This window comes from Devosia salina (assembly GCF_019504385.1).
In the GTDB taxonomy this organism is placed as follows: Bacteria; Pseudomonadota; Alphaproteobacteria; order Rhizobiales; family Devosiaceae; genus Devosia; species Devosia salina.
In genome coordinates this window covers 570,144-596,445 of record NZ_CP080590.1, presented here as the reverse complement: position 1 = coordinate 596,445, position 26,302 = coordinate 570,144, and the positions used below count along the sequence as shown (strand labels likewise).

The 26,302-nt window shown below is 65.2% G+C and carries 26 protein-coding genes; 8 read left to right on the top strand and 18 right to left on the bottom strand.

Translation table 11 applies throughout. The features are described from left to right. The first annotated feature begins 5 nt into the window (after positions 1-5). Positions 6-1,376: a glutamate--cysteine ligase gene (locus tag K1X15_RS02900; RefSeq protein ID WP_220305995.1), complete on the top strand. Its 1,371-nt coding sequence runs from the start codon at positions 6-8 to the stop codon at positions 1,374-1,376. Here K1X15_RS02900 and K1X15_RS02895 read toward each other — a convergent pair whose 3' ends face one another. The 3 genes from K1X15_RS02895 to K1X15_RS02885 all read right to left on the bottom strand — a co-directional run bounded on the left by K1X15_RS02895 (position 1,377) and on the right by K1X15_RS02885 (position 3,068). Then, positions 1,377-1,850 (bottom strand): hypothetical protein, encoded by a 474-nt coding sequence (locus K1X15_RS02895; RefSeq protein WP_220305994.1) that lies wholly within the window; start codon positions 1,848-1,850, stop codon positions 1,377-1,379. A 94-nt stretch (positions 1,851-1,944) separates the two neighbouring features. Continuing rightward, entirely contained in the window at positions 1,945-2,487 is a 543-nt protein-coding gene (locus K1X15_RS02890; protein WP_220305993.1) for a hypothetical protein, read from the bottom strand. A 56-nt stretch (positions 2,488-2,543) separates the two neighbouring features. Continuing rightward, positions 2,544-3,068, bottom strand: coding sequence for an RNA polymerase sigma factor (locus K1X15_RS02885; protein ID WP_220305992.1), 525 nt, complete (start codon positions 3,066-3,068; stop codon positions 2,544-2,546). 126 nt (positions 3,069-3,194) lie between these two features. Between K1X15_RS02885 and purD the strand changes: the two genes are divergently transcribed. Together purD and K1X15_RS02875 are read left to right on the top strand one after the other, a co-directional pair. Next, positions 3,195-4,466 carry a phosphoribosylamine--glycine ligase gene (gene purD / locus K1X15_RS02880; protein ID WP_220305991.1) on the top strand — a complete coding sequence of 424 codons (1,272 nt, stop codon included), beginning with the start codon at positions 3,195-3,197 and terminating at the stop codon, positions 4,464-4,466. Between the two features lie 142 nt (positions 4,467-4,608). After that, positions 4,609-5,487: a patatin-like phospholipase family protein gene (locus K1X15_RS02875; protein ID WP_220305990.1), complete on the top strand. Its 879-nt coding sequence runs from the start codon at positions 4,609-4,611 to the stop codon at positions 5,485-5,487. A gap of 365 nt (positions 5,488-5,852) precedes the next feature. Here K1X15_RS02875 and K1X15_RS02870 read toward each other — a convergent pair whose 3' ends face one another. From K1X15_RS02870 to K1X15_RS02850, 5 genes are all read right to left on the bottom strand, one after another. Next, positions 5,853-6,824, bottom strand: coding sequence for an NAD(P)-dependent alcohol dehydrogenase (locus K1X15_RS02870; protein WP_220305989.1), 972 nt, complete (start codon positions 6,822-6,824; stop codon positions 5,853-5,855). A 10-nt stretch (positions 6,825-6,834) separates the two neighbouring features. Continuing rightward, on the bottom strand, positions 6,835-7,068 hold the full coding sequence (locus K1X15_RS02865) for a helix-turn-helix transcriptional regulator (RefSeq protein ID WP_220305988.1): 234 nt from the start codon (positions 7,066-7,068) through the stop codon (positions 6,835-6,837). Beyond that, on the bottom strand, positions 7,068-7,532 hold the full coding sequence (locus K1X15_RS02860; protein WP_220305987.1) for a hypothetical protein: 465 nt from the start codon (positions 7,530-7,532) through the stop codon (positions 7,068-7,070). Before K1X15_RS02860 ends, K1X15_RS02865 begins: the two co-directional genes overlap by 1 nt. Positions 7,533-7,646: 114 nt before the next feature. Further along, on the bottom strand, positions 7,647-8,078 hold the full coding sequence (locus K1X15_RS02855) for a nucleoside deaminase (RefSeq protein WP_220307409.1): 432 nt from the start codon (positions 8,076-8,078) through the stop codon (positions 7,647-7,649). A gap of 7 nt (positions 8,079-8,085) precedes the next feature. After that, positions 8,086-9,810, bottom strand: coding sequence for an alpha/beta hydrolase (locus K1X15_RS02850; protein ID WP_220305986.1), 1,725 nt, complete (start codon positions 9,808-9,810; stop codon positions 8,086-8,088). A 329-nt stretch (positions 9,811-10,139) separates the two neighbouring features. Between K1X15_RS02850 and mutL the strand changes: the two genes are divergently transcribed. Both mutL and K1X15_RS02840 read left to right on the top strand, forming a co-directional pair. Continuing rightward, positions 10,140-11,954 carry a DNA mismatch repair endonuclease MutL gene (gene mutL / locus K1X15_RS02845; protein WP_220305985.1) on the top strand — a complete coding sequence of 605 codons (1,815 nt, stop codon included), beginning with the start codon at positions 10,140-10,142 and terminating at the stop codon, positions 11,952-11,954. A gap of 10 nt (positions 11,955-11,964) precedes the next feature. Next, the gene (locus tag K1X15_RS02840; protein WP_220305984.1) at positions 11,965-12,306 is read left to right on the top strand and encodes a hypothetical protein; all 342 of its coding nucleotides are present in this window, start codon (positions 11,965-11,967) and stop codon (positions 12,304-12,306) included. 72 nt (positions 12,307-12,378) lie between these two features. On the opposite strand, the gene K1X15_RS02835 is transcribed toward K1X15_RS02840, so the two are convergent. Continuing rightward, positions 12,379-13,452 (bottom strand): citrate synthase/methylcitrate synthase, encoded by a 1,074-nt coding sequence (locus tag K1X15_RS02835; RefSeq protein ID WP_220305983.1) that lies wholly within the window; start codon positions 13,450-13,452, stop codon positions 12,379-12,381. A gap of 85 nt (positions 13,453-13,537) precedes the next feature. Here K1X15_RS02835 and K1X15_RS02830 point away from each other — a divergent pair, with 85 nt between their 5' ends. Then, positions 13,538-14,671, top strand: a complete 1,134-nt coding sequence (locus tag K1X15_RS02830; RefSeq protein WP_220305982.1) for a citrate/2-methylcitrate synthase — start codon at positions 13,538-13,540, stop codon at positions 14,669-14,671. On the opposite strand, the gene edd is transcribed toward K1X15_RS02830, so the two are convergent. The 4 genes from edd to K1X15_RS02810 all read right to left on the bottom strand — a co-directional run bounded on the left by edd (position 14,664) and on the right by K1X15_RS02810 (position 19,731). After that, positions 14,664-16,478 carry a phosphogluconate dehydratase gene (gene edd, locus K1X15_RS02825; protein WP_220305981.1) on the bottom strand — a complete coding sequence of 605 codons (1,815 nt, stop codon included), beginning with the start codon at positions 16,476-16,478 and terminating at the stop codon, positions 14,664-14,666. The genes K1X15_RS02830 and edd overlap by 8 nt on opposite strands. Positions 16,479-16,601: 123 nt before the next feature. Next, complete coding sequence (gene pgl, locus K1X15_RS02820; RefSeq protein ID WP_220305980.1) at positions 16,602-17,297, bottom strand: 6-phosphogluconolactonase; 696 nt, start codon at positions 17,295-17,297, stop codon at positions 16,602-16,604. Then, positions 17,294-18,778 (bottom strand): glucose-6-phosphate dehydrogenase, encoded by a 1,485-nt coding sequence (zwf, locus tag K1X15_RS02815; protein WP_220305979.1) that lies wholly within the window; start codon positions 18,776-18,778, stop codon positions 17,294-17,296. The genes pgl and zwf overlap by 4 nt, the downstream gene beginning before the upstream one ends. A gap of 11 nt (positions 18,779-18,789) precedes the next feature. Further along, a complete protein-coding gene (locus tag K1X15_RS02810; RefSeq protein ID WP_220305978.1) occupies positions 18,790-19,731 on the bottom strand; it encodes a glucosamine kinase nucleotide-binding domain-containing protein in 942 nt (313 codons plus the stop codon). A gap of 278 nt (positions 19,732-20,009) precedes the next feature. Between K1X15_RS02810 and cobU the strand changes: the two genes are divergently transcribed. Then, on the top strand, positions 20,010-20,546 hold the full coding sequence (cobU, locus tag K1X15_RS02805; RefSeq protein WP_220305977.1) for a bifunctional adenosylcobinamide kinase/adenosylcobinamide-phosphate guanylyltransferase: 537 nt from the start codon (positions 20,010-20,012) through the stop codon (positions 20,544-20,546). Here cobU and cbiB read toward each other — a convergent pair. From cbiB to cobA, 4 genes are read right to left on the bottom strand one after another with little or no spacing between them, the layout of a single operon-like run. Further along, positions 20,539-21,501, bottom strand: a complete 963-nt coding sequence (gene cbiB, locus K1X15_RS02800; protein ID WP_220305976.1) for an adenosylcobinamide-phosphate synthase CbiB — start codon at positions 21,499-21,501, stop codon at positions 20,539-20,541. The two genes, cobU and cbiB, sit on opposite strands and share 8 nt — an antisense overlap. Positions 21,502-21,504: 3 nt before the next feature. Continuing rightward, complete coding sequence (locus K1X15_RS02795; RefSeq protein WP_240549640.1) at positions 21,505-22,962, bottom strand: cobyric acid synthase; 1,458 nt, start codon at positions 22,960-22,962, stop codon at positions 21,505-21,507. 7 nt (positions 22,963-22,969) lie between these two features. After that, the gene (locus tag K1X15_RS02790) at positions 22,970-24,259 is read right to left on the bottom strand and encodes a cobyrinic acid a,c-diamide synthase CobB (protein ID WP_420828360.1); all 1,290 of its coding nucleotides are present in this window, start codon (positions 24,257-24,259) and stop codon (positions 22,970-22,972) included. Then, entirely contained in the window at positions 24,252-25,070 is an 819-nt protein-coding gene (gene cobA, locus K1X15_RS02785) for a uroporphyrinogen-III C-methyltransferase (RefSeq protein ID WP_220305974.1), read from the bottom strand. The genes K1X15_RS02790 and cobA overlap by 8 nt, the downstream gene beginning before the upstream one ends. 64 nt (positions 25,071-25,134) lie before the next feature. On the opposite strand from cobA, the gene K1X15_RS02780 reads away from it, so the two are divergent. Continuing rightward, positions 25,135-25,878, top strand: a complete 744-nt coding sequence (locus K1X15_RS02780; RefSeq protein WP_220305973.1) for a cobalt-precorrin-6A reductase — start codon at positions 25,135-25,137, stop codon at positions 25,876-25,878. On the opposite strand, the gene K1X15_RS02775 is transcribed toward K1X15_RS02780, so the two are convergent. Then, on the bottom strand, positions 25,797-26,279 hold the full coding sequence (locus K1X15_RS02775; RefSeq protein WP_220305972.1) for a cobalamin biosynthesis protein: 483 nt from the start codon (positions 26,277-26,279) through the stop codon (positions 25,797-25,799). The genes K1X15_RS02780 and K1X15_RS02775 overlap by 82 nt on opposite strands. Positions 26,280-26,302 lie beyond the last annotated feature (23 nt).

The window sequence follows — 26,302 nt, the reverse complement described above, 5'->3', positions numbered from 1 at the left end:
ACTTCATGGCCGGCGCCGACACTCCCTCGCCCCTCATCTCTTCGCGGGCAGACCTGATCGAGGCGATGGAACGCGGCGCCAAGCCGGCCGACCAATGGCGCATCGGCACCGAGCACGAAAAGCACGTGTTTCACACCAATCCGCTGCGGCCTGTCGCCTATGAGGGCGAGCAGGGCATCCGCGCGCTCCTTGCGGGCATCGAGAAAGAGACCGGCTGGCACCCCTTTTATGACGGCGAAAACCCGATCGGCCTCAGGAACGACGAGATTGCCGGCGGCATCTCGCTTGAGCCAGGCGGGCAGTTCGAGCTCAGTGGGTCCCCCATGGCGGATCTGCATGGCACGGCGGCGGAACTGAGCGAACATATGCGCGTCACCAAGAAGGTGGCTGCGCCGCTCGATATTCATTTCCTGGGTCTGGGCGTTACCCCGCTGTGGGCGGTGGACGAGATCAAGGCCATGCCCAAGTCCCGCTATGGGATCATGACCAAATACATGGCCGAGACCGGCACGCTGGGCACCTCGATGATGTATCGCTCGGCAACGGTGCAAACCAATCTCGACTTCTCGGACGAAGCCGACATGGTCAAGAAGCTGCGCGTGTCGCTGGCGCTGCAGCCGGTGGCCACGGCGCTGTTTGCCAATTCGCCCTTCGCCAATGGCCGCGAGACCGGCTATCTGAGCTTCCGCAGCGAGATTTGGCGCAATACCGACGACAACCGTACCGGCATGCTGCCCTTCGTGTTCGAAGAAGGGTTCGGCTTCGAGCAATATGCCGACTATGCCCTCGACGTACCGATGTATTTCGTCATCCGTGACCACAAATACGTCAATGTGGCCGGCGAGAGCTTCCGCGATTTCCTCGACGGGCGGCTGCCGCAGTTGCCGGGCGAAAAGCCGACCGTCAAGGACTGGGAGGACCATCTTTCGACGCTGTTCCCCGAAGTGCGGCTCAAGCAATTCCTCGAAATGCGCGGCGCCGATATGGGCGACGAGGCCCATGTGGTGGCGCTGTCCGCGTTCTGGACCGGACTGCTCTATGACGACATCTCGCTTGAGGCCGCCTGGGAGCTGGTGCGCAACTGGACCGATGAGGATCGCGAGCATTTGCGGCGTGAAGTGCCGCGCCTGGGCCTCGCTACCCCCTTCGATCGGTCCAGCATCTTCGACGTGGCGGCCCAGGCCGTCGGCATTGCCGAGGCAGGTTTGGTGCGCCGCAACCGCCTCAACGCCGCCGGCCAGGACGAGACCATCTATCTCGCCCCGCTCGAGGAAACCGTCCGCACCGGCAAATCCCCCGCCGAACGCTGGCTGGAGAAGTTCCACGGCGAGTGGGGCGGTGACGTGACCCCGATCTTCACCGAAGCCGAGCTCTAGCTACTGCTGGTTGTAGGGATCGTATTGCAGCAGCCAGGAATAGAGCCACTTCTCGCCGGCTCCGACTGAGGCAACGTCATCGACCTTCCAGCCCTCGACATGCACCATGGAAACGGTGAGTATGGTCGGCTGGCCGGCCCGTTCGAAGCTGACCAGGGCCACCGCGGTATCGCCCTGAACCACAGGCTCGCTGACGGCCAGCGCCTCGACCGGGCTCTCCGGGCCGTTGAGAAACGGATTGAAGGCCACGATGCCTGGGGCGTCGGGCTCGATCGGGGCACCGCTGTTGTCCACCACGTTGACCTGAAGATTGTAGGCCACCAGGTCCATCAGGTGGTCGGTGTAGTAGTCCTCGAGATTGATCTGCTGCCCGCTCTGCAATGGCTCATAGATTGCATCGAGCAGGGCGCGCGGCGAGTCGGCCGGGGCACCGCCGAAGATCATGGGCAAGAGGCCGAAAAGTGTCCAATCCATGCGCATCGCTCTCCCTGGGCTTGACGCGGGTGGATAGCGCATGAATGGCGCCAAAAGTGAGGCGGGGCGTATGCCGGCCCCGCCTCGCCGAGGTCTAGCGGCCGGCCTCCCGATCCAGCACGGCGATTTCCTCGTCGATGCAGGCTGCCGCGCGCAGATTGGCGCGGACCACCCAGGCGAGGAAGACGGCCGTCACCATTGCGGGCAGCAACACGGCCCAGATCGCGGCTGAGGGGTCGAGGAAGCTGGCGCCATAGATCAGGAGGAAGCCGGGCAGGAACGGGGCAATATACCAGGAGAACACCGAGCGCAGCGCGTCGCGCTGGCGCACCAGTTCGGCCCGGTAACCGCCAAGGGTTGATTGGGCCCCATCCGTCAGCGAGGGGCCACCGGTCTTGCGGCGCAATTGCAGCATCGAGACCGCCGTGCCGATGGCAAGGGCGACAAAGCCACTGCCGACCATCAGGTCTGGCCGCCCGGCCGGCCCGCCGAGCAGCAGCCAGCCCCCCAGCAAGAGCGAGACCAGGGCGGCAATGCCGCCGGCGATATATTCGAAGCGATTGCGGTTGCGAATGCGGTCGTCGAGCCGCCGCGACCGGGTTTCCAGCATGTGTGGGGTCATGGTCTGGGGTGTCATGTCCTGTCCTTTCCAGAGAGATTTGGGATCTGGCGCGTTCGAGTGGGGTGAGACCGTCATGCCGATGCCTCCGGGTGAAATCCTTGCGCCAGCAGCGCCTTGATGCGGTGGATGCGGGTTGCGACGGCGCCGGGCGACAGCCCGGTGACTTCGGCAATCCCTGCTGCGTCGACATCTTCGAGATAGAGCAGCACCACCTGCCGATCGATCGGCCGCAACCGGTCGATAAGGGTGTAGAGCCGCTCGAGTGTGAGGGCCGTGCCAGTGGCCTGTTCGGGCGTTGCCCGCTGGTCCTCGGGCTCGACGGCGCCGATGTCGAGCCAGGCACCGGCCGGACGGGACCGGACGGCCTTGTCGACATGGCGGGCACAGACATTATGGGCCACGCGATAGGTCCAGGTGGCCAGGCTGCATTGCTCGGCGAATTGCTCGAGACTGCGCCAGAGATGGAGGTGAATGTCCTGCTCCAGGTCCTGCCGCAGACCCGGGTCCTTTTCATAGGCCGCAGCGAGGCGCGCAATAGCTGCGCCATGTGACGCGGCGATGGTCCGGTAGTGTGTTTCCCGTCTTGCCTCGGGCATGAATGCTTTGCCTCTTGGTCTGCTCACAGGTCCAACAGTCGCGCCGGCGAAGGGTTTCTTACAAAAACAATTGCCTCATCCGCCCGTCTCGTGCATCACGCGCCCAAACAGGCACGGAGGCACGGCATGCGCGTAATGGTCATCGGTTCGGGCGGACGCGAACACGCACTGGCCTGGAAGATCGCGCAATCGCCACTGGTCGAAGCGCTGTTCGTGGCGCCGGGCAATGGCGGCACCGAGCGCCTGGCCACCAATATCGCCGTCGATATCACCGACCATGCCGCCGTGATCGCGGCGGCACGCGACAACCAGGTCGACTTCGTGGTCGTGGGGCCCGACGCGCAGGTGGTGGCTGGCTTGGGCGACGATGTCCGCGCGGCCGGCATCACCTGCTTCTGCCCCAGCAAGGCGGCCGGTCAGCTCGAAGGTAGCAAGAGTTTCACCAAGGCCCTGTGCGACGAGTTCGACATCCCCACTGCCGCCTATGGCCGGTTTGAGGACGAAGCCTCGGCGCTGGCCTATCTCTACACCCAGGGTGCACCCATCGTGATCAAGGCCGATGGATTGGCCGCGGGCAAGGGCGTCACCGTGGCGATGAGCGTCGAGGAGGCCGAGGAGGCCATCATCGACTGCTTCTCGGGCGCCTTCGGAGCATCCGGGGCGGCCGTGGTGATCGAGGAATTCATGGAAGGCGAGGAAGTCAGCCTCTTCGTGCTCTCTGATGGCGAGGCGATCCTGCCGCTGACCACGGCGCAGGACCACAAGCGCGCCTTCGATGGCGACGAGGGCCCCAATACCGGCGGCATGGGCGCCTATTCGCCTGCCCCGGTGATGAGCCAGGACATTTATGACGAGACCATGGTCCGCATCATCGAGCCCACGGTGCGCGGTATGGCGCAGCGTGGCACCCCCTATGCCGGCGTGCTCTATGCCGGTCTGATGCTGACCGAGGATGGCCCCAGGCTGGTTGAATACAATGCCCGCTTCGGCGACCCGGAAACGCAGGTAATGATGATGCGCATGCAGAGCGACATCGTGCCCCTGCTCCATGCGGTGGCCACCGGCACGCTGGCCGGCCACGACGTCACCTGGAAAAACGACTTTGCCTTGACCGTCATCATGGCGACCAATGGTTATCCCGGCGAGTATGGCAAGGGCAGCGAAATCCGCGGCGCCGACGGTCTGGATAGCGACACGCTGACGGTTTTCCACGCCGGAACAAAGCGCGACGGCAAGCGTTTACTGGCCAGTGGAGGGCGCGTGCTGAATATCACGGCGCTCGGGGCATCTGTCAGAGAGGCACAGGAACGTGCTTACAACGGCGTGGACGCGATTGATTGGCCAGAAGGCTTTTGCCGCCGCGACATCGGCTGGCGGGAAATCGCCCGCGAAAGCTGAACCTTTCTTCAATCTTAGGACGCTAAGCTCCCTCAGAACCGTCTTTGACGCGGCGACGCCGCAACGCCAGCCGACGCCTCTGGAAAGGCGTGGCATGGCGCTGGCGGACAAGCTGCGCCGGAAGGGTGCGGAGCGTGGCAGCATGAACACGACCAGCGGACCACGGATCGGCGTGGCACTGGGCGGCGGCTCGGCGAGGGGGCTGACGCATATTCCCTATATCGAGGCCATGGACGAGCTGGGCCTCAAACCCTCGGTGATTTCCGGGACCTCGATCGGGGCCCTGATCGGCTCGGGCTGGGCCGCCGGCATGACCGGCAAGGAGTTGCGCGAGCACTCCTTCGAGGTGCTGGGCACGCTGCGCACCATTGCCGCCAAGCTGTGGGCCACCCAGATTCGCGGCATTGGCGGACTGCTCAAGAACGGCATTTCGATGCAGCTGGACGCCACCAGCATTGTCGATGCCTTCATTCCCGAGAATTTCCCGCTTGAGTTCAAGGACCTCAAGGTGCCGCTCTATGTGGTGGCCACCGATTTCCAGTCCTGGCACCAGGTGGTGTTCAATTCGGGCCTGCTGCGCCCGGCCATTGCCGGCTCCCTGGCGATCCCGAGCTTCTTCAAGCCAGTTGCCTACAACAACCACATCCTGGTCGACGGCGGCGTGGTCAACCCGCTGCCCCTCGACCAGGCCGATATCGACACCGACTTTCTCATCGGCATCGACGTGGCCGGCGATCCCTCGGCCAATCTCACCAAGACCGACCACAAGGCCATCGATATCTGGTTCGGCTCCGCCCAGATCATGATGCACTCGCTGACCGCGCATATGATGGCGGCCTATCCGCCCGACATCTATATCCGCCCGCATGTGTCCAATTTCGGCGCCATGGAGTTCTGGCGGGTGCGCGAGATCATCACCCATGCAGAGGCGGAGAAGGACCGCTTCAAATGGATGGTGGAGCGCAAGATCGAGGCCTATATCCAGAACCAGATCCAGCCGATCGACAGCAATCCCGGCTAGCAGCGACCCGGCTGCCACTACGCCAATGGCCCGGCCGGAGCGGCGCACCATTCCGCTTGCCATGCCGCAGGCTCTTGCCGCTCAAACCCGCCCGAATGCCGGCCCTTTGAGGGATATGGGGGAGCATTTGGGAATACACATGGCGTGCAATGCTCCCCCATCTTCAGCCCGGTCCATGGACGCGAGGCCGTGCTGAACCTGCTGGCGCGCACCACGGGATGCGCCAGTCCTCCAAGTCAACACGACTGTACATCAAGAGCTGATTATAGAAAAGTGCCCTGTTGAGCTTCGTGCCTACTTCATCTGATAAGTAAAATCATCGGGAAATATCCCAATACGCTCAAGCAAGACTACAGCTACCCTCTCTATTCGGCCACCGCGATGACGATGCTGCCCCGTTTGCGGCCGGTATTGACATGGGCGTGGGCGGCCGGCAGGTCGGCAAAGGGATAGATGCGTTCGATATGCGGCCGATATAGCCCCGCCGCGGCCAGGCGTCCGAGTTCGACGATGTCCTCGATCCGCTCCGCGGCAGGTCCGGCAATCATCCGCTTGCCCTGCGGGCCCGGACGGAGGCTGCCCAGCATTTCGGCGAGGGCACCGGCAATGGCGAGATAGCGCCCCCTGGGCTCGAGCAGGCGCTGTGCCGTGGCAAAGTCCATGGCACCGACAGCATCGGCGACGATGTCGAAGCGGTCCGGAAGCGAGGCAATGTCGGTCGCGGTGTAGTCGATGACCCGGTCCGCACCGAGCCCCTTGACGAGCTCGATATTGCCCGTGCTGGTCGTCGCCGTCACCGCGGCGCCCAGATGCCGGCCCAGTTGCACCAGCGCCATGCCGACCGCCCCCGACCCGCCCAGAACCAGCATGGTATCGGCCCGCCTCAGCCCAGACCGGCGCAGGAACTGCAGCGCCGTGGTGCCGCCGAAGCAGAGGGCTGCGGCCGTGTGGAAGTCGAGACCCTCTGGCAGGTGGGCAAGCGGCCCGGCCTCGGGCAGAACGGCATATTCGGCATGGGCGCCCATCTTCGCGCCGGGAAAGGCATAGACGGCATCGCCCCGTGCGAAGCGGGTGACGCCCGGCCCCACGGCGTCCACCACGCCGGCCAGTTCGGTGCCGAGGATGGGCTGGCGCGGACGGGTCCATCCCAAGGCCAGGCGCCCCAGAAGCTTCGTGCCGCGCGGAAGATCGCAGCCGCGCACGCGCACATCACCGGAATTGACGGTTGTGGCATGGATGCGGACCAGCACTTCGCCCGGCTTCGGCGCCGGTTTCGGCGCCTCTTCGAGGCGCAGCACTTCAGGTCCGCCATAATGGCGGGCAAACCAGGCTTTCATGTCGGAGCTCCTAGCCCTGTGGTTTCTGGCCGGCCTTCCACTGGAAGACGTCGCCGATCTCGACACCGAAGACTTCGGCGATGCGGAAGGCGGCCTCCAGCGAGGGCGAATATTTGTTCTGCTCGATGGCCGCGACCGTCTGCCGGGTCATGCCGATGGCGTCAGCCAGTTGTTGCTGGGTCATCTCGCCATGGTCGAAGCGCAGGCGGCGGATCGAATTGGTGATGGGCGGCGGCGGAGGCATCAGGCATACCGCCGATACTGGATGATGACGATGATCTCGCGCACCACCCCCGCCGAAGCGGTGGCCAGCAGCACGAGATTGACGAGCATGACGGCGGTGGCCCCCGCGGGGTCGGCGGCATAGTCGGTTCGCGCAATATCGGTGACGGCCTTGCTCAGCAGGACAATACCCACCAGGGACACTTCAAGCAGCGCCAGGCCAAAGCGGTTGGCGTTGTTTTCGATGCGGATTTCCAGCTCGTCCGGGGGCGGATCGAATTGCTGCTTGCCCAGCCAGGCGGCCAATAGTGCCGCCGGCAGCATGATGGCGATGGCCAGTCCGGCGCACCAGAGGAAGCGCCAGAACAGCGCGTCGCCATCAAGAGCGCGTACCGCGTGGTCGGTCCAGACACTCCAGAAATACCAGCCGAAGATCGCCAGCGACACGGTCACCAGGATCCAGGCTGCCTTTTCGCGCATCGTCATTCGATGCCTCCATGGAAAGTTCACTTGGCGCTATATCGATCATTTCAAACATGATGTCAATAATTTCTAACATTATGTTGCATGTGACGAACATCGCTGCCGGACGAGGCGGGGTTAATCCCTGAGCTTCCTGAAGAAATCCACCAGCATGGCTTCCGCCCGCCCTGCCGAAAGGCCGCCAATCACCTCGGGCCGGTGGTGGCAGGTCGGCTGATCGAACAGGCGGATGCCGTTTTCAACCGCGCCGGCCTTGATATCCTCGGCAGCGAAATAGACCCGCCGCAGCCGAGTATGCGCGATGGCCCCGGCGCACATGGCACAGGGCTCGAGCGTCACATAGAGGTCGCAGCCGTCCAGGCGCCCGGTGCCCCTGGCCTCCAGAGCCGTGCGAATGGCGAGCATCTCCGCATGGGCGGTGGGATCGCCCAGCGCCCGCATGCGGTTGCGCTCGGCCGCCAGCACCCTGGTGCCGTCCACGATCACGGCGCCCACCGGCGCTTCGCCCCGTTCGGCCGCCTCGGCGGCGAGGGCGAGTGCCAGGTCCATGGGCTTGTCAGTGGTGGCGGGGGTCACTTGCGCTCACGGCGTAGTCGTCGGGGTTGATGGCCTGCTTCAGCGCGTCCAGTGCCGTCGGGGTCCAGCCTTGAGGCTGGGTGACGGCGGTCCAGGCGTCGATATAGTCGGCCGGGGCATAGACATGTCCGTAGCCCACCGGCGGGGTTTGCGCCAGCGCCGCGTCGAGCGCCAGCTGCAGGAAGGTGACCAGCGGATACCAGTTGAGCGCCGGCGACACGTCGGGGCCGCGCGGCTCGTCGAACCAGGCCGGGCGCCGCCAGTCCGCGTCGAAGGAGAAGAACACGATCGGGTCGCTGGCATATTGCAGGAAGACAATGCGCATCGGCCCCCAGTTCAACCCCTCCCATCCGGCGGCGCCCGACTGGTTCATGAAGCGGATGGCCGATGAATTGCCGAAACGCGGCAGCCAGGCGGGGGATCCTGGCTGGCGGTTCTGCGTCACGCGGCTCCAGATCGGGCTGGGGAAGGGCGGCCCCACCCAGAGCGCCCCATCGAACGGGTCGGCCAGCACGTCATAGACCGTGGTGGAATTCTGCGAGGCGAGCGCCCCCAGGCTCAGCCCATGCAGATAAAGGCGCGGCCGGTCGTCCTGGGGCAATTGGGTCCAGTAGCCATAGACGGCGTTGAACAGGGCCTGGGCCGTCTCGGTGCCCAGTTCGGGCTCGATCCACAGCGAGAGCACGCTGGTGAGATAGGAATATTGCACCGCCACGCTGGCGACGTCGCCGCCATGGAGATATTCCAGCGTGTCGATGGCCGCCGGGTCCACCCAGCCCGTGCCCACCGGCATCACCAGCACCAGCACCGACCGGTCGAAGGCGCCGATGCGCCTGAGTTCGGCCAGGGCCAGCGCTGCCCTCGCCTCGGCCGTTGGCGCCGAGCGCAGGCCGACATAGGTGCGCAAGGGCTCCATCGCCGGCCTGCCGGTCAGCGCCTCGATGGCCGCCGCATCGGGCCCGGATTGCACATAGACGCGCGAGTCGCGGCCAATCGTGTCCCAGTCGATCAGCGAGGCGGCGCTGCCGGTCTGGTACCAATGCGGCGGCGGCTCCGCCTCGGTCGACACCAGAGCATCGAGCCGCTCGTAGAAATTGTCTGCCGCGCGCAGCGCGGTGCGCAGGAACAGATTGTTGACCAGGATGCTGACCAGGGCGACCACCAGCGCGGTGGCCAGCACAAAGGCGGCGCGGCGCGGCAGGTGCGGCATCAGCCAGTGCCAGACCAGCCGGATCAGCGTCACCAGCAGTTTGCCCAGGATCAGCAAGCCCGCCGCCACCGGCAGTGCCATGGAGGCAATCACCAGCGGCTGGGATTGGTCGACCGGGGTCATGCCCATCACCGAGCGCACCGAATTCTGCCAGGTATTGGCATAGCTGAGCGCCACCAGCACCAGGGCGAGGCAGGCCAGCCCGGCCATTGCGCCCAGGGCGCGGGTGATCCGGCCCGGCGGCACCTTGAGGCCAAGAAAGCCCCAGAGCCAGTGGGCCAGATTGCCCAAGCCATAGCCCACGGCAAAACAGCCCCCCGAAAGGCCCCCCTGCACCAATTCGGTGCGCGGCAGCAGCGAAGGCGTCAGCGACAGCGCGAAAAATATCGCCCCCACCAACAGGCCGGGCGGCGAGAGATGATAGGCCACAGCGTCCCAGATGGCGTTGGCCCGTCGGCTCCAACTTCTGGCTGGGCCCGGCTGGATGGTCGTCATGGGGCTAGGTGAACCCGGTTGGGGGGACGGGTCAATGGTATTGGCATCTGCAGCTTCCGGGCCGTCACCAATCTCGCGCCAGACGCAATGCGCCCGCCCTTCTTGAGAGGAAGGGCAACCTCAAAAAGGGGCCGCTCGATGCGAGCGCAAGAAATCCTGATCGTGGGGAGCGGCTTTCGCCTCTTCTTCAATTTGACTGGCGAAAGCCGCTTTTCACCGTGCAACCGCAAGCCGAATGGCCGGGGCGGCAAATTGGCATGGGCACAATCTGCCAGCCGGGTCGGCAGGCCGTCCGCCCTGCCCTATATTGGCGCTCAGGAGAATCGCCCTTGCCCATCCGCCAGCTACCCGAAGACCTGATCAACCGCATCGCCGCCGGCGAAGTGGTCGAGCGCCCGGCCAGCGTGGTCAAGGAACTGGTCGAAAACTCCATCGATGCGGGCGCTCGCCGCATCACCGTCACCACGGCCAATGGCGGCATGGACCTCATCCGCATTGCCGATGACGGACACGGGATGGACCGCGACGACCTGCTGCTCTCGGTGGAGCGCCACGCCACCTCCAAGCTCTCGGCCGACGATCTCGACGACATCCGTACGCTGGGCTTTCGGGGCGAGGCGCTGGCGTCCATTGGCTCGGTTGCCCGCCTGTCCGTCGCCTCGCGCACGGCCGAGGCGGAAAGCGGATTGGTGCTCGTGGTCGACAATGGCCGGCGCTCCGGCCCCATGCCCCAGGCGATGAACCGGGGCACGGTGATCGAGGTCCGCGATCTCTTCGCCCAGGTGCCGGCCCGCCGCAAATTCCTCAAGAGCGCCCGCGCCGAAACCGCCGCCATCACCGATGTGATGAAGCGGCTGGCCATGGCCAATCCGCAAGTGCATTTCGTGCTCGAGGGTAGTGACCGCACCGCCTCGAACTGGCCGGCCGTCTCCGGCGAAGGCGCGCTCGGCGCCCGCCTCGGCCAGGTGATGGGCGGGGACTTCGTCGACAACGCGGTCACCCTGGCCACGGCGCGGCATGGCATTGTCGTGGCGGGCCTGGCCGGGCTGCCCACCTATACGCGGGCCAATTCGCTCTCCCAGTTCTACTTCGTCAATGGCCGCTCGGTGCGCGACAAGGTGCTGGTGGGCGCCGTGCGCGCCGCCTATGCAGACTATACTTTCCGCGACCGCTTCCCGGTGGTCGCGCTCTATCTGGCCATCGACCCGGCCGAGGTTGACGTCAATGTCCATCCGGCCAAGGCGGAGCTCAGGTTCCGCGATCAGGGCGCGGTGCGCGGTGCGGTCATCAAGGCCATCGGCATGGCGTTGGCGGCCGCCGGCTTCAAGGCCTCCACCAGCGTGGCCGAAGACATTCTGGGCGCCTTCTCGGCTCCGGAAATGGCCGAGCCTTCGGCCCCTGCGCCGGTTGCGCCGCCAACATCCAGCCATCGGCCGCAAGGCTTCAATGGGCCAAGCGAACGCGCAGCCCTCTATTTCGACCGGCGCCCGGGCCAGCTTTCCGGCTTCACCGAACCGAGTGCCCGGGTCGAGCCGGTGGATTTCGCCCCCGAGCCGGTGGATTACCCCCTCGGTACGGCGCGTGCTCAGATGTTCGACAATTACATCATCGCCCAGAACGGCACCGGCCTGCTGCTGGTCGACCAGCACGCGGCCCATGAACGTCTCGTCTATGAGCGGTTCAAGGCGCAACTGGCCGCCGGCCCGGTGCCGAGCCAGGCGCAATTGATCCCGGTGATCGTCGAACTGCCCGAGGAGGATTGCGCGCGCCTCGAAGAGGCGGCGCCTGAACTGGAGCGCTTCGGGCTCTATCTCGATCGCTTCGGTCCCCGTGCCATCGCCGTGCGCGAGACCCCTGCCCTCCTGGGCAATACCGACATATCCGGCCTTGTGCGCGACCTCGCCGATGGCCTCAGCGAATGGGACAGCGCCGCGGCGCTGACCGACCGCATGGATGCCCTGATCGGCCGCATGGCCTGCCATGGCTCGGTGCGTTCGGGCCGCCGGTTGCGGGTGGATGAAATGAACGCCCTCCTGCGCGACATGGAGGCCACGCCCCATTCCGGCCAGTGCATTCACGGCCGCCCCACCTATGTCGAACTCAAGAAGGGCGACATCGAAAGACTGTTCGGAAGGAGTCGTTAACGAATTTGACTTGACGCACCAGAACAAAAAGGCAACCGTTGCTTGGGAACAAAGGGGGTACGAAATGCGGTTTGTGTTTGGACTTGCCTGTCTTATTGCATCCTGCGGCGTGTCATCTGCGCATGATACAGCAGCGCTCCTGAGCCTTCGGCACGACCCGCAGATGGCCTTTGCCTATCTGCTTGCCGCCACCGCCGACTGCGAGAATTTGGGTCAGTCAGCCGGCAAGAAGCTCGAGAACCTGACAAAAGGGGACTTCGGCGTCCTTGATGAGCAGAACAATCTCTGGCTGCCCAAGGTCGAGCCGGTCGCCCGCGACCGCATTCCCTCCTATGGCCCATGCCTGTCATGAGCCGGAACCCCGGTGGCAATCGCGGTTCCGGCTCACTTGTGCCCGGCCTTGTGCGCCGTGGCATGATCGGGGTCAGGCCGCTTTGGGCCCCACATAGCGGGACTGGGGCCGGATGAGACGTCCGGTTTCGATCTGCTCCTGGGCATGGGCAATCCAACCACCGACCCGGCCGGCGGCGAAAACGCCGGTAAAGGCATCGCGTGGGAAACCGAGGGCTTCGAGCAGGAGCGCGGTGAAGAACTCGACATTGGTTTCCAGGGGCCGGTCGGGCTTTTTCTGCCGGAGCAGGGCCAGCGCCTCGCGCTCCACCGCTTCGGCCAGGGCCAGCCGCGTCGGGTCCATGCCGCCGGCCGCCCCGAGCCGCTGCAGGGCGCCTTTGAGGGCATCGGCGCGCGGATCGCGGACCCGGTAGATGCGGTGGCCAAAACCCATCAGCCGCTCGCCGCGCGCCAGGGCCTCGGCCAGCCAGGGGTTGGCATTGTCCGGCGTGCCCACGGCATCGAGCATGTCGAGCACGGGGCCGGGGGCGCCGCCATGGAGCGGTCCCTTGAGGGCCCCCAACGCCGCCAGCACCGCCGAGGCATAGCCGGCGCGAGTGGACGCAACGACGCGGGCGGTGAAGGTCGAGGCGTTGAGGCCGTGATCGGACACCGTCACCAGATAGGTGTCGAGCGCCCGCACCTGTTCGGCGCCCGGATGCGCGCCCCCGAGCATGGCCACCATGTCCTCGGCATGGGCCCGGCCCGCATGGGGCGGGATGGGCTTCTGTCCGGCCTTGGCCCGCACAATGGCCGGCACGAAGACCGCGGGCGCTGCAATTTGCAGCAGAGCCGCCGACTTATCCTCACCATCGGGAAGCCGCGCCATAAGGGCTCGAAGCGCCTCGGTGACGGAAAGGGAGACCAGGTCAGCATCCAGCCTTGAAACCTCCTCAAAGGCCCGAAGCCGCGCCTGCGCCAGTTCGGCCCTGATCGAAACCTCGCTGTCTGACACCAGATCGCCGAGCAACAGGGCCAGCACGGCCTCATAGCTCAAGCGGCCGGCGAGATCGTCCAGGCTATGGCCGCAGATGACCAGCCGACCCTGGACACCGTCCACTTCGGACAGGCGGGTTTCCGCGGCAATGACACTATCGAGACTAGACATGTTGCATCTCCTTGCTGTTTTGCCTTAGATCGAGCCAATCAAGATTGACGTCAATCTTGATGAAATTGATCAATGTGAGGCGCCTGTGAGCTGGATGACTGCCGAAGATGCCCTGGCGCGTTTGGGCACCAAGCCCCAGACGCTTTATGCCAATGTCAGTCGTGGCCGGATCGCCGCGCGGCCCGATCCCGGTGATCCGCGCAAGAGCCTCTACCGTGAGGAAGACGTGGACCGGCTGGCCAGCCGCAAACAGGGCCGACGCCCGGCGCGTGCCGTGGCCGCTGAAACCATCGCCTGGGGCGAGCCGGTGCTGGACACCGCGATTTCAACAATCCTCGATGACCGCCTGCTCTATCGTGGTGAGGACGCTGTCAAACTGGCAGAAACGGCGACGCTGGGCGCCGCGGCCCAGTTGCTCTGGGCCTCGGACCTGCGCCCGGACTTCGCCAACCGGGCGCAGGCGCGACAACCCGGTATCGCCGCGGCCTATCGCGCCATGGCCGAGCTGGCCGCCACCGAGATGCCGACAAGCGGACGGCACCGGACGGTGCTGATCGAGGATGCGGCAAGGGTCGTGTCCTATCTCGGCGGCGCGCTGGCGGCGCCGGGAACCGACCCCATGCATGAGCGGCTGGCGCGGCGGTGGCAGCGGCAAGATGCCGCCGATCCGATCCGCCGTGCACTGGTGCTGCTGGCCGAGCACGAATTGAACGCCTCGACCTTCGCGGCCCGCGTCACCGCCTCGACCGGCGCGCCCCTTGCTGCCGCCGTGCTGTCCGGGCTGGCAGCGCTGTCGGGGCCACTCCATGGCAATGCGAGCCAGAGCATGCGGGCGCTCGTCGATCAGGCGCAGCGGCAAGGGTCAGAATTGGCCATCGCCGCGCATCTGCGCCAGGGCGGCGCCCTGCCCTGCTTCGGCCACCGCCTCTACGCCGAGGGCGATGTGCGCGCCCGCGGCCTCATGGCGTCATTCACGGTGCCGCCGATCTTCGTCGAGTTGGCTGCGACTGGCGAGCGCCTCACCGGCGAAAAACCCAATATCGACTTCGCGCTGGCCGCGATGACCGCCGCCTTCGACCTGCCAGAGGACGCGCCGTTGCAGATCTTCGCCTTGGCCCGCAGCGTGGGCTGGATCGCCCATGCGCTGGAACAGGTTGAGGCGGGCGCGCTGATAAGGCCGCGCGCCCGCTATACCGGCCCGGGGCCCGAGATCAGTTGAAGACGCTCGCGCCCTTGTCCGCCACGCCGACGAGGCTGCGGAAACCGGCGAAGAGCTCTCGGCCCATGCCGAAATGCTGCGGACGCAGGTCCTCGGTCGCCGGGGTGCGAGAGAAGAACTCCTTCTCGTCGCCGAGGAAGGTCAGCGTGCCCTCATTGGCGTCGAGACGGATCATGTCGCCGTCGCGAATCTTGCTGATCGGGCCGCCGTCAATCGCCTCCGGGGTCATGTGGATGGCAGCCGGCACCTTGCCCGAAGCGCCGGACATGCGCCCATCGGTGAGCAGCGCCACCTTGAAGCCGCGATCCTGCAGAACGCCTAGCGCCGGCGTGAGCTTGTGCAACTCGGGCATGCCGATGGCCTTGGGACCGGAGAAACGGACGACCGCGATCATGTCGCCAGTCAATTCCCCCGCCTTGAATGCGGCCTGCAGGCCTTCCTGGCCATGGAAGACGCGTGCAGGCGCCTCGACCACCCGATGCTCCGGCTTGACGGCGGAGACCTTGATGACAGAGCGGCCGAGATTACCCTTCAAAAGCTTGAGGCCGCCAGTCGGCTGGAACGGTGCCTTGGTCCCAGTCAGCACCTTGGGCAGTGCGCTTTCGTCCGGGGATTGCTCGAAGCTGAGCTTGTCCTCGATCAGCTTGGCCTCGACGGTGTACCCAGAGAGCCCCGTGCCCCAGACGGTCTTGACGTCCTCGTGGAGATAGCCGTCGTTGAGCAGTTCCTTGATGAGGAAGCCCATGCCGCCCGCCGCGTGGAAATGGTTCACATCGGCAACGCCATTGGGATAGACGCGCGCCAGCAAGGGCGTGGCATCCGAGAGATCGCTCATGTCATCCCAGGTGACCTGGAGACCGGCCGCGGCGGCCATGGCGATCAGGTGCATGGTGTGGTTGGTCGAGCCGCCCGTGGCGTGCAGGCCCACAAGCCCGTTGACGATGGCCTTCTCGTCCATGATGTGGCCGATCGGGGTGTAATTGTTGCCCAGGCTGGTCAGTGACAGCGCGCGCTTGGTGGCCTCGCGGGTCAAGGCGTCGCGCAGCGGCGTACCGGGATTGACGAAGCTGGCGCCGGGCAGGTGCAGGCCCATGATTTCCATGAGCATCTGGTTGGAATTGGCGGTGCCATAAAAGGTGCAGGTGCCGGCCGAATGATAGGACTTGCTCTCGGCTTCGAGCAGTTCGGCGCGGCCGACCTTGCCCTCCATATAGAGCTGGCGAACCTTGCTCTTTTCGTCATTGGGCAGGCCCGAGGGCATGGGCCCGGCGGGAATGAACACTGCCGGCAGGTGCCCGAAGCTCAGCGCGCCGATGACCAGGCCCGGCACGATCTTGTCGCAGATGCCGAGATAGACCGCCGCGTCGAACATGTTGTGACTGAGCGAAATGGCCGTGGCCATCGCGATGACATCGCGGGAGAACAGCGAGAGGTCCATGCCCGGCTGGCCCTGGGTAACGCCGTCGCACATGGCCGGCACACCGCCCGCCACCTGTGCGGTGGCGCCAATCTCGCGGGCGGCTTCCTTGATGATGTCTGGATAGAATTGATAGGGCTGATGGGCGCTCAGCATGTCGTTGTAGGAATTGACGATGCCCAGGTTGAGCGTCTTGTTGCCGGCCAGGGCCGCCTTCTCGGCGGGCGAGCACGCAGCAAAGCCATGCGCCAGGTTGCCGCAGGACAGCGCAGCGCGATAAACACCCTGCTCCCGGGAGGTGTCGAGGCGGTTGAGATAGTCGCGACGACTGTCGCGGCTGCGGGCCGCAATGCGGTCGGTCACATCCTGGATGGCCTGGCGAACGGTCATGGCAAGTCTCCAATGCTGGGCAAGGGCGCGCCAGAAGGGGGCCGCTGGCGCGGTTGTCCTTGCGTTATCGACTGGTGCTCAAAGGCGGCCAGGGCGGTCAATTGGGGACCGCCCCAGGAGCCTTCAGGGGCACCAGTAAACTGTCACCGGCGCGCCCGAGCGCAGCACGGCACGGATCGGCATGTTTTCGACCGGCCCATCGCCCAGCGCTGCATCCAGGACGCTGGCCTTCTGGTCGCCTTCGATATGAAGGTAGAGGCCATCGGTCTCAAGCAGGCGCGGCAGCGTAAAGGTGATGCGCGGCTCGCCTGCGCCCGGGGCGCGGATTGCGAGGGTTGGCCCCGCTTCGGTCAGGGCCGCATTGAGGGTATCGCCGCCGGGAAAGAAGCTGGCCGTGTGGCCGTCATTGCCCATGCCCAGGATGACCGCGGCAAAAGGCTGCGGCAATTCGGCCATCAGCGCATTGGTCTTCGCTATGGCCTCGTTCGTGGGCTCGTCACCGCCCGAATAGAGCGGAAAGAAGCGGGCCGTGGCCGCCGGCCCCTGCAGCATCTTTTCGTTGACCAAGAGCGCGTTGGACCGGTCGCTGGTCTCGTCGACCCAGCGTTCGTCCACCAGGGTCACGATGACCTTGTCCCACTCGATGTCCCGGGTCTTGCCCAGGGCCTGGAAGAACTTGCCGGGCGTCGAGCCGCCACTCACCGCGATCGCGGCCGCGCCGCGCTCGGCAATGGCGGTGCGGATGCGATCGGCAACCGCTTCGGCCAGTTCCTTGGCCAGCGTCGGCTTGTCGGCGAAGCTGCGGCGTTCGATGGTCACGAGTTGTTGCCCTCATACCACGTGCGACCGTCACGCTCGATCAACGCCACCGCGCCACTCGGGCCCCAGGTGCCGGCCGTGTATGTTTGCGGCGGCTCGGAGGAACGATCCCAGGCCTCACGGATCGGATCGACCCAGCGCCAGGCCGCTTCCAGCTCGTCGCGGCGCATGAACAGCGTCTGGGAGCCGCGGACGACATCCATCAGCAGGCGCTCATATGCCTCGGGCGTGCGCTCGGTGAAGGTCTCGGCAAAGCTCAGATTGAGCGGCACCTGGCGCAGGCGCATGCCGCCGGGGCCCGGATCCTTGATCATCATCATGAGCTTGACGCCTTCATCAGGCTGCAGGCGGATGATGAGCTTGTTGGCCTTGGGGGCCCCTTCGGCATGATCGAAGATGGAATGGGGGATCGGCTTGAACTGGATGCAGATTTCCGAGACGCGCTCGGCCATGCGCTTGCCGGTGCGCAGGTAGAAGGGAACGCCGGCCCAGCGCCAGTTGTCGATCTCGGCCTTCATGGCCACGAAGGTTTCGGTGTGGCTGCCCTTCTTGTCCTCGGGCAGCTCGTCCTGATACCCGGCCACGGAGGTGGTCTCGGACGTGACGCCGCGATACTGGCCGCGTACCGTGAACTTGCTGACATCCCCATTGGTGATCGGCCGGAGGGCACGCAGCACCTTGAGTTTTTCGTCGCGCAGAGCATTGGCATCGTCGCTGGCCGGCGGCTCCATGGCCACCAGGCAAAGCAGCTGCAGCATGTGGTTCTGGATCATGTCGCGAAGGGCGCCGCTCTCATCGTAATAGCCGCGCGTGCCGGCCCCGACGCTCTCTGCGACCGTCAGCTGCACATGATCGATATGCGCCGAATTCCAGATCGGCTCGAACAGCGTATTGGCAAAACGCAGGGCGAGCAGATTCTGCACCGTCTCTTTGCCGAGATAGTGGTCGATGCGGTAGACCTGATCTTCCTTGAAGATCTTGGCCACGCCATTGTTGATCTCGATGGACGAGACCAGGTCATGCCCCAGGGGCTTCTCGATGACCACGCGGGCGTCACGGCGATAAACCTTGGTCTTGCTCAGCTGTTCGGCGATGGGCTCGAACAGGTCCGGGGCCACGGCGAGGTAAAAGGCGCGGACGATGTCGGGATCGTCGCGCAAGGCTTTCTTTAGGTCGCCCCAGCCGGCTTCGTCGGAGACGTCGTTGACCACATAGGAGAAGATGGAGAGAAACCGCTTGATGGTCTCTTCGTCCTGATAGTCCTTCTCAACGAACTGGGCGATGGCGTCGCTGGCCAACTTCTGGAATTCGGCATCACTGAGCTTGGAGCGCGAAACGCCGATAATGCGGCTCTGTTCGTCGAACTGGCCATCCTTGAAGCGATGATACAGCGCGGGGATCAGCTTGCGCTTTGTCAGGTCACCGGTGGCGCCGAACACCACATAGTCGAAGGGCTGGACGGGAATGATGCGGCTGGACAAATGCAAGGTCCTCAGTTTGACGCGAAATTCTGCCGGGCGAGGATCACCGCGCCATGCAGAGGTTCGTATTTGGGCAAGGCGACGAAGTCACCATAATGCTGCTGCAGGATGGGAAACAGGCGCTGTCCAAGGCCACCGACAATCGCCATGACCTGGGCACCGTGATTCTTGAACCATTTCACATAGGTGTCGATGTAGCCCAGCTCGATGGCAAGCAGCTTGCTGGCGACTGGATCGCCCTGTTCGAGATAGTCGAACCAGAGCGGCATGAGCCTGCCGAATTCGCCTGGCGCGCGGCCGATCAGCGCGTCATCACAGCCTTCCGAACCATCGCGGCTGAGAAGCTTGAGATCCATCTCGGTGGCGAAGGCCCAGGTCATGGCGGCCTGGTTGGAACCGCCGAGGGCCGCAATAACGGCTTTGGTCAGAGGCGACGCCTCGACAAGCCCGTCTTCGGCCTCCACCGCATAGCGGGCGAGCTCTCGCCCAAGAATGGCGCCGCTCATCTGGTCGCCGATATGGAAACCCCAGCCGCCGGCCTGATAGCGCTGGCCATTGACGATGGACATGGCGGCCGACCCCGTGCCGATGATGACGACGCCGCCCTCACCGCCACCCAAGGCGCCTGCATGGGCGATGTCGATGTCGTCATAGACCTTGACCCCGGCAAACGGCCAGGCGCGGGCAGCGAATTCCTCGCGCGCCGAATCCATGCGACCGCCGGCCATGCCGAAACAGGCATAGGTGTTGGCCGCCTCGGCAAAATCGATACCTGCGGCCTTGAACACATCGCGCGCACCGGCGCTGATCGCCTTGTAGGCCGGCTCGCCGTCGTCGATCTGCAGGTTCGAGCGGCCGTTCTTGACCTCGGCCAGCGTCTCGAGTTGCTCGTTGGCCAGTCGCACGCGGCAATTGGTGCCACCACCGTCAACGCCAAGGTAATATCGCGGCACGAAAGGCAACTCCGTCGGTGGGAGGGAAAGCGAACCCTGGCAACGCCGGCGCGGTTCGAACAGTCCCAGACTAGGGGGTCAATTCGGCGCGGACCATAATGCGAAAGACGCTAAGACGAAAGTAGTAGACCCAAGAAAATGCGGCCGTGACGTCACATCTTGCGCGCAGGGTACGCAGGCGGCGTTCGAAAGGGGAACGGCTTGCCCCCAGCCCTCGTTTGGGGCGAAGGTAGCTCGCAAGCATTTGGGCGGAGGCGGCGCCCGAAGAGGAACGCATTATGACACGACATTGCCTGGTTCTGGGCGGCGCGCGCTCGGGTAAGACCGCATTTGCCGAACGCTTGGCGCTGCACGCTGGCGCGCGCCCTGCCTATCTTGCCACAGCGGACATTCTCGATGGGGAAATGCGCGACCGGGTGACCAGCCACAAGGCGAGCCGGGGAGTGCGCTTCACCACGATCGAGGAGCCCATCGACCTATCCCACACCATCCTCAAGGCGGGAAACGACCATGACGTCATCCTGGTCGATTGCCTGACCCTGTGGATCACCAATCTGCTGATCGCCAATGAGGATGTGGCGACCGCCGTCGGGGAATTGAGTGCGACGCTGATGGAGTTCCGGCAGGCCAAGGTAATCCTGGTCAGCAATGAGGTGGGGCTCGGTATCGTGCCGGACAACGCCATGGCCCGCACCTTCCGCGACCTCGCCGGCTCAGCGCATCAGCGCCTGGCCGAGATTTGCGACGATGTCTATTTTGTTGCCGCCGGCCTGCCGCTGGCCATGAAGGGCGATGCGCCCCCGCCGCTCAGCTGACCAAAACCATTACCGCCAGGACGGTGCTTACCGCCAAAAGCACATCAAGCGTGCGTCGATAGAGCAGCAGCGCCAGCAGGATATCGCTCGGGCCCAAGACGGCCTTGCCATCGCCAAAGGCGGGCAGGTCGATGATTTCGCCTTCGTAGCTGCGAGGGCCACCGAGCTGGAAGTTCAGCGCGCCGGCAAAGGCGGCTTCGGGCCAGCCAGCATTGGGCGAATCGTGTCTGGGTGCATCGCGCCGCGCGGTCGCCCAGGCGTTGCCGGGGCTTGCACCGGGCACCAGGAAGCAGGCGGCGGTGATCAGGATTGCGCTGAGGCGTGCGGGTACCCAATTGAGCAGATCATCGAGCCTGGCCGCCGCCCAACCATAGTCGCGGTAGCGCTCGTCGCGGTGCCCTATCATGGAATCGGCTGTGTTGACGGCCTTGTAGAGCGCGATGCCGGGCAATCCGAGCAAAAGGAGAAAAAGCCACGGTGCGACGACGCCATCCGACGTGCTTTCGGCAAGAGTCTCGATGGCGGCGCGGGCAACTCCGGCCTCATCCAGGGCCTGCGGGTCACGCCCGACCACATGGCTGACGGCCTCGCGTCCGGCATCGAGCGAGCTGCGAAGCGCGTCGGAGACAGCAGCGACGGCTCGACCCAGCTCCTTCTGGGCCAGGAAGGCCGTGGCCAGCAACATCTCCAGCAGCCAGCCCAGCGGCAGCCAGGACAGAATAGTGCGAATGCCAACGGTAACGATCAGCACAGACAGGATGAGGAGACCCAAGGAGACAATGCCGGCCAGCTTGCGCTGCGCCGGACTGCGATCGGGCGTATTAAGGCGCGCCTCGCAAAAGCCGATCAGCTTGCCGAACCAGATGACCGGATGGCCTATCGTTTCGATGAGTCGCTGCGGGTAGCCAAGCTGGCGTTCAATGGCGAGCGCCAGCGGGGGAATCAGGGGGTCCATGTCTCAAACCTCGATCGGAGCGGCAAGGGCCAGAAGGCGGTCGATATCGATATGCGATTCAAGATGCTTCGCAAGCCCGTCGAGCGCTGCCTCCACGCTGGCCTCGAAGGCGAGGTCCGGACTCGCGGCATTGCCCAGAAAGGCCCGACGAAACTCGTCGGCGGCAAACAGGCCATGTAGATATGTGCCCATGACACGGCCGTCCTGGCTGACGGCACCTTCAGGGACGCGACCAACCAAGGCGAAGGGACGCGCCAGGTCTGCGCCCGTCGTGACGCCCATATGCATGTGATATCCCGAGACCAAAGCACCGGAACCGACATGCGTGGCGGTCTCGATCCGCAACTGCTTGGTAGGGCCCAATACCGTCTCGACGTCCAGCAGCCCAAGACCGGCGCTGCGGCCTGGCTCACCTTCGATGCCATTGGGATCGGCAATGGACTTGCCCAGCATCTGGTAGCCCCCGCAGATGCCGATTACCCTTCCGCCAGCGCGATGATGGGCCTTGATGTCGATATCCCAGCCATTGGCGACAAGGGCGGCAAGATCGGCACGCGTCGCCTTGGAGCCGGGCAGGAGGATGAGATCCGCGTCGCGCGGCATGGCCTCGCCAGGTTGCACGAGAGTCAGCCGGACACCCGGTTCGGCAAGCAGCGGGTCGAGGTCGTCGAAGTTGGCGATCCGGGGCAGACGCGGCACGGCGATGTGAAATGTGCCGCTGCCCCCCGAATAATCCTCCAGTGCCAGGGCATCTTCCGCCGGAAGCTTCGCAGCGTCGGGAAAATATGGAACCGGGCCAAAACAGGGCAGGTCCGTGCGCTCGGCAAGAAAAGCCCTGCCGGTTTCGAAGAGGCTAGCGTCGCCGAAAAACTTGTTGACCAGGCTGGCCCGCACAAGTGCCGCGTCGTCCGGATCAATCACCGCCAATGTGCCGACGATGGAGGCGATGACACCGCCACGATGGATATCACCAATCAGCACAACCGGCACCTTGGCGGCGCGGGCGAAGCCGAAATTGGCGATGTCGCCGGCGCGCAGATTAACTTCGGAGGCACTGCCCGCCCCCTCCACCAGCACATAGTCGGCGGTGGTGGCCAGCTCGGAGAAGGCGGCAAGCACTTCGGGCATGAGCTGGGCGCGGTCGGACCAGTACTGCCGGGCGGAAAGGCTCGTCCGGCGCTGGCCACGAACCACTACTTGCGACCCGGTTTCGCCCTCGGGCTTGAGCAGCACCGGGTTCATGGCGGTCACTGGAGCCCGGCGCGCGGCACGGGCCTGCAAGGCCTGTGCCCGTCCGATCTCGCCACCGTCTTCGGTCACGGCAGCATTGTTGCTCATGTTCTGGGGCTTGAAGGGCGCAACCGACAACCCGCGATTGACAAGTGCGCGGCAGAGACCCGCCACGATGAGTGACTTGCCCACATCCGAGCCGGTACCCATGAACATTAGTGCCTTGGTCATAGGGACCTTATGGCGCAGAGATGACGTGCGCGTAAGAGCCCATGACGCGCCCAAGCTGCGCGCCCATGGGCAATTGCCGGATGCCCTCGGCATCTAGCGCTTCGAACAGTGGTGACAGGCCGGTCTGTCTGGCCGATGAATAGTGGAATTCATGCCCATTGAGCCCGGCGGGCCAGGGCAAGGCGCTTTCATGCAGCAGGCGGCGATAGCCAAGGACGCGCTTGGGCCGGTCGATGCGTGTCACCACCGGCAGCAGACCCGACATGGCGTGGCTGACGCCACGCTTGTCGACCAAGGCCTCTCCCAGGGCCATGAACCCCCCGCATTCGCCATAGATCAGCGCGCCACTGTCGCGGGCGGCAGCGAGGCCGGCATGAAAGGCATTGGCTGTGGACAAAGCCGCCCCATGCAATTCCGGGTAGCCACCGGGCAGGAAGACGGCATCGACGTCACGCGCGGGCGCTTGGTTCGCCAGCGGCGAGAAAAAGCTCAGCTCGGCCCCGGCCGTGCGCCAGCCATCGAGCAGATGCGGGTAAAGAAAGGCAAAGGCTGCATCCTGGGCGATTGCCATGCGCTGTCCGAGGGGCGGCAGGTGTGCGGGGAGGCCGGCGGCTGCGGGCACGGGCGCAGCCAAAGGAAACAAGGCATCGAGATCGATGAAGTCGCCAATGGCCTCGGCGGCGGCATTGAGGAAGGGGGCAAAGCCGTCGATTTCGTCGGGCAGCACAAGGCCGAGGTGGCGCTCGGGCACTACCAGTTCGGCGCGGCGGGGGATTGCCCCGAGTAAGGGAATGCCGGTGGACCTCAAGGCAGAAACCAGCATGCGCTCATGCCGCGCGCTGGCCACACGATTGAGGATGACCCCGGCGATCCGCACGCCCGGCCGCCAGTGGGCAAAGCCGGCGACCAGCGGCGCAACGGACTGGCTGTGCCGGTCGGCATCGACGACGAAGACGACGGGAAGGTCGAGTGTCTCGGCAAGGTCGCCGGTGGAGCCCTGCCCGTCTGCCGCCGCGTCAAACAGCCCCATCACCCCTTCTACGATCAAGAGATCAGCGCCGGTGGCATGCTGTGCGGCCAGCGCCTGGAGCTGGCCGGGCGGCATGGCCCAGGGATCGAGATTGATTGCCTCGCGACCGGCGGCCCGTCCCAGAAAAACCGGGTCGATATAGTCCGGACCGGTCTTGGCTGGCGCGAGGACCAGGCCACGTTTGCGCAATGCGGCCAGCAGGCCAAGCGTAATCAACGTCTTGCCAGACCCCGATCGCGGGGCGGCGACCACAAGGCCCTTAGCCAAAGACATGTCTCCGTACTTCGTCAACATACCAGTCGAGCTGGTCCCGATACTGTGCCACGGGGCCGAGCACGACGATGGCCGGTGTCGGTACGTCGCGCAGGTCCGCTGCGTTACCCAGCGTGGTTTCGAGCACGCTTTGGGTCGGGCCGGCGATATGCGACACGATGGTCAGGGCATCGCCGGGCTGTCGTCCCGCCGCCAGGAGTTTGCCTGCAATAGAAGGCAGGTGCTTGACCGCCATGAACATGACAATGACGGGCGCCGCACGGGCCACTGAAGGCCAGTCGACTGCGCCGGGCACGGCGCCGGTTTCGTCGTGTCCGGTGAGGAATAATACGGCCTGGTTGGTGTCGCGATGGGTGATGGGCAGCCCGGCATAGGCCAGTCCACCCAGGCCGGAAGAGATGCCCGGGACGATGCGGAACGGGATCCTGGCGCGCGCCAGCTCACCGGCTTCCTCTCCGCCGCGCCCAAACATGAACGGGTCACCGCCCTTCAGCCGCAACACGCGCTTGCCCTGACGGGCCAGTTCGATCAAACGGATGGTGATGTCAGCCTGTTTGGGGGAAGGCTTGCCGCCGCGCTTACCGGCGTGAATGCGTTCGACCTGGGGCGGCGCCAGCGACAGGATGTCCGGTGACACCAAAGCATCATGGACGATGACATCGGCGCGCCCGAGCGCGTGACAGGCCAGCAGCGTCAGCAAGCCCGGGCCACCCGGGCCAGCGCCGACCAGCCAGACGCTGCCCGGCAGGAAGGGCGGGAAATCAGCGGCGGCCAGCTGGGCGAAGACAGGGTCAGAGTGCAGCATCGGACGCCTCTTGAGTGCGGTACCGCGGGCGGGCACATTGGACCAAATCAGTGGATAGCAAGAAATGAAGATCCTGATCCTTGGGGGCACGGCCGAGGCGCGCCAATTGGCGAACAGGTTGGTGGCGCTTGGCCACGACGTGATCACATCGCTGGCCGGACGGACGCAGGACCCGATCCTGCCCGAGGGCGGGTTGCGCATGGGGCCATTTGGCGGCATTCCGGGACTGTGCGCCTATTTGCGCGTCGCTGGCATCGAGCGCCTGGTGGATGCCACCCACCCTTATGCGGGGCTGATCTCGATCAATGCCGTTGCGGCAGCGCAAGCCAGCGGCGTCAGGCTGGTGCGGTATATGCGGCCCCCGTGGACGCCCCTGCCGGGGCAGACCTGGATGCTTGTCGAGAGCGCGCAGGAGGCGGCGGACGCGCTGCCCGGGGCGGCCACTGTGCTGCTCACTACCGGACATGCGGGTCTCGAAACCTTCCTCGAGCGCGACGACTGCCGTTTTCAGGTGCGCGTCATCGAAGCGCCCGCCTTCGAAATGCCGCCTCACGCCGAGCTGATCCTCAGCCGCCCGCCCTATGGGCTGGAGGACGAAATGGCATTGTTGCGGCGTCATGGCGTCACCCACCTGGTCAGCAAGAATTCGGGTGGCGGGCAGACGGCGGCCAAGCTCGAGGCCGCACGGCGGATGAATGTGCAGGTGATCATGATCGCACGTCCCCTTTACGGCCCGGCGCTGGAGGCGGCGAGCATCGAGGAAGCCATAGAGGCACTCGACCTGCCGGAGTCTCTGGCGGGACTGTAGCGGGACAGGGCGCAGGTCACACGGGCACTGCGCTGCTTGTCGACCAGCAATGGGCCAAACCGAAGCGCCGCAGCCTCGGCCACGGAGGTCAGCCCGGTCAATTTCTGCACGCGTGCCGAAGGATTGGGAACGGGTATGGTGAGACCCTCAACCGGCAGTGCGAGGAGAGGAACCGCGAGCTGTCGCGCCACTTCGACAAGCGCGGGATGATCCTGCCTGTCCTCCACAGTCGCCAGCGCAACGAGGTCGGCACGGGTCATGTCGGCCATGGCAAGACAGATGTCGAGCAGACCGAGCACATCATCGGGTCCGGCTTGTGTGCGCAAGCCAAGACCGGCCACAAGGCCGGGCCGGTTCAGCGATGAAGAGGCCGATGCGGGACCGGCAGTGTCGTCAATCATGGTCGCCTCGGGACACGAGGCAG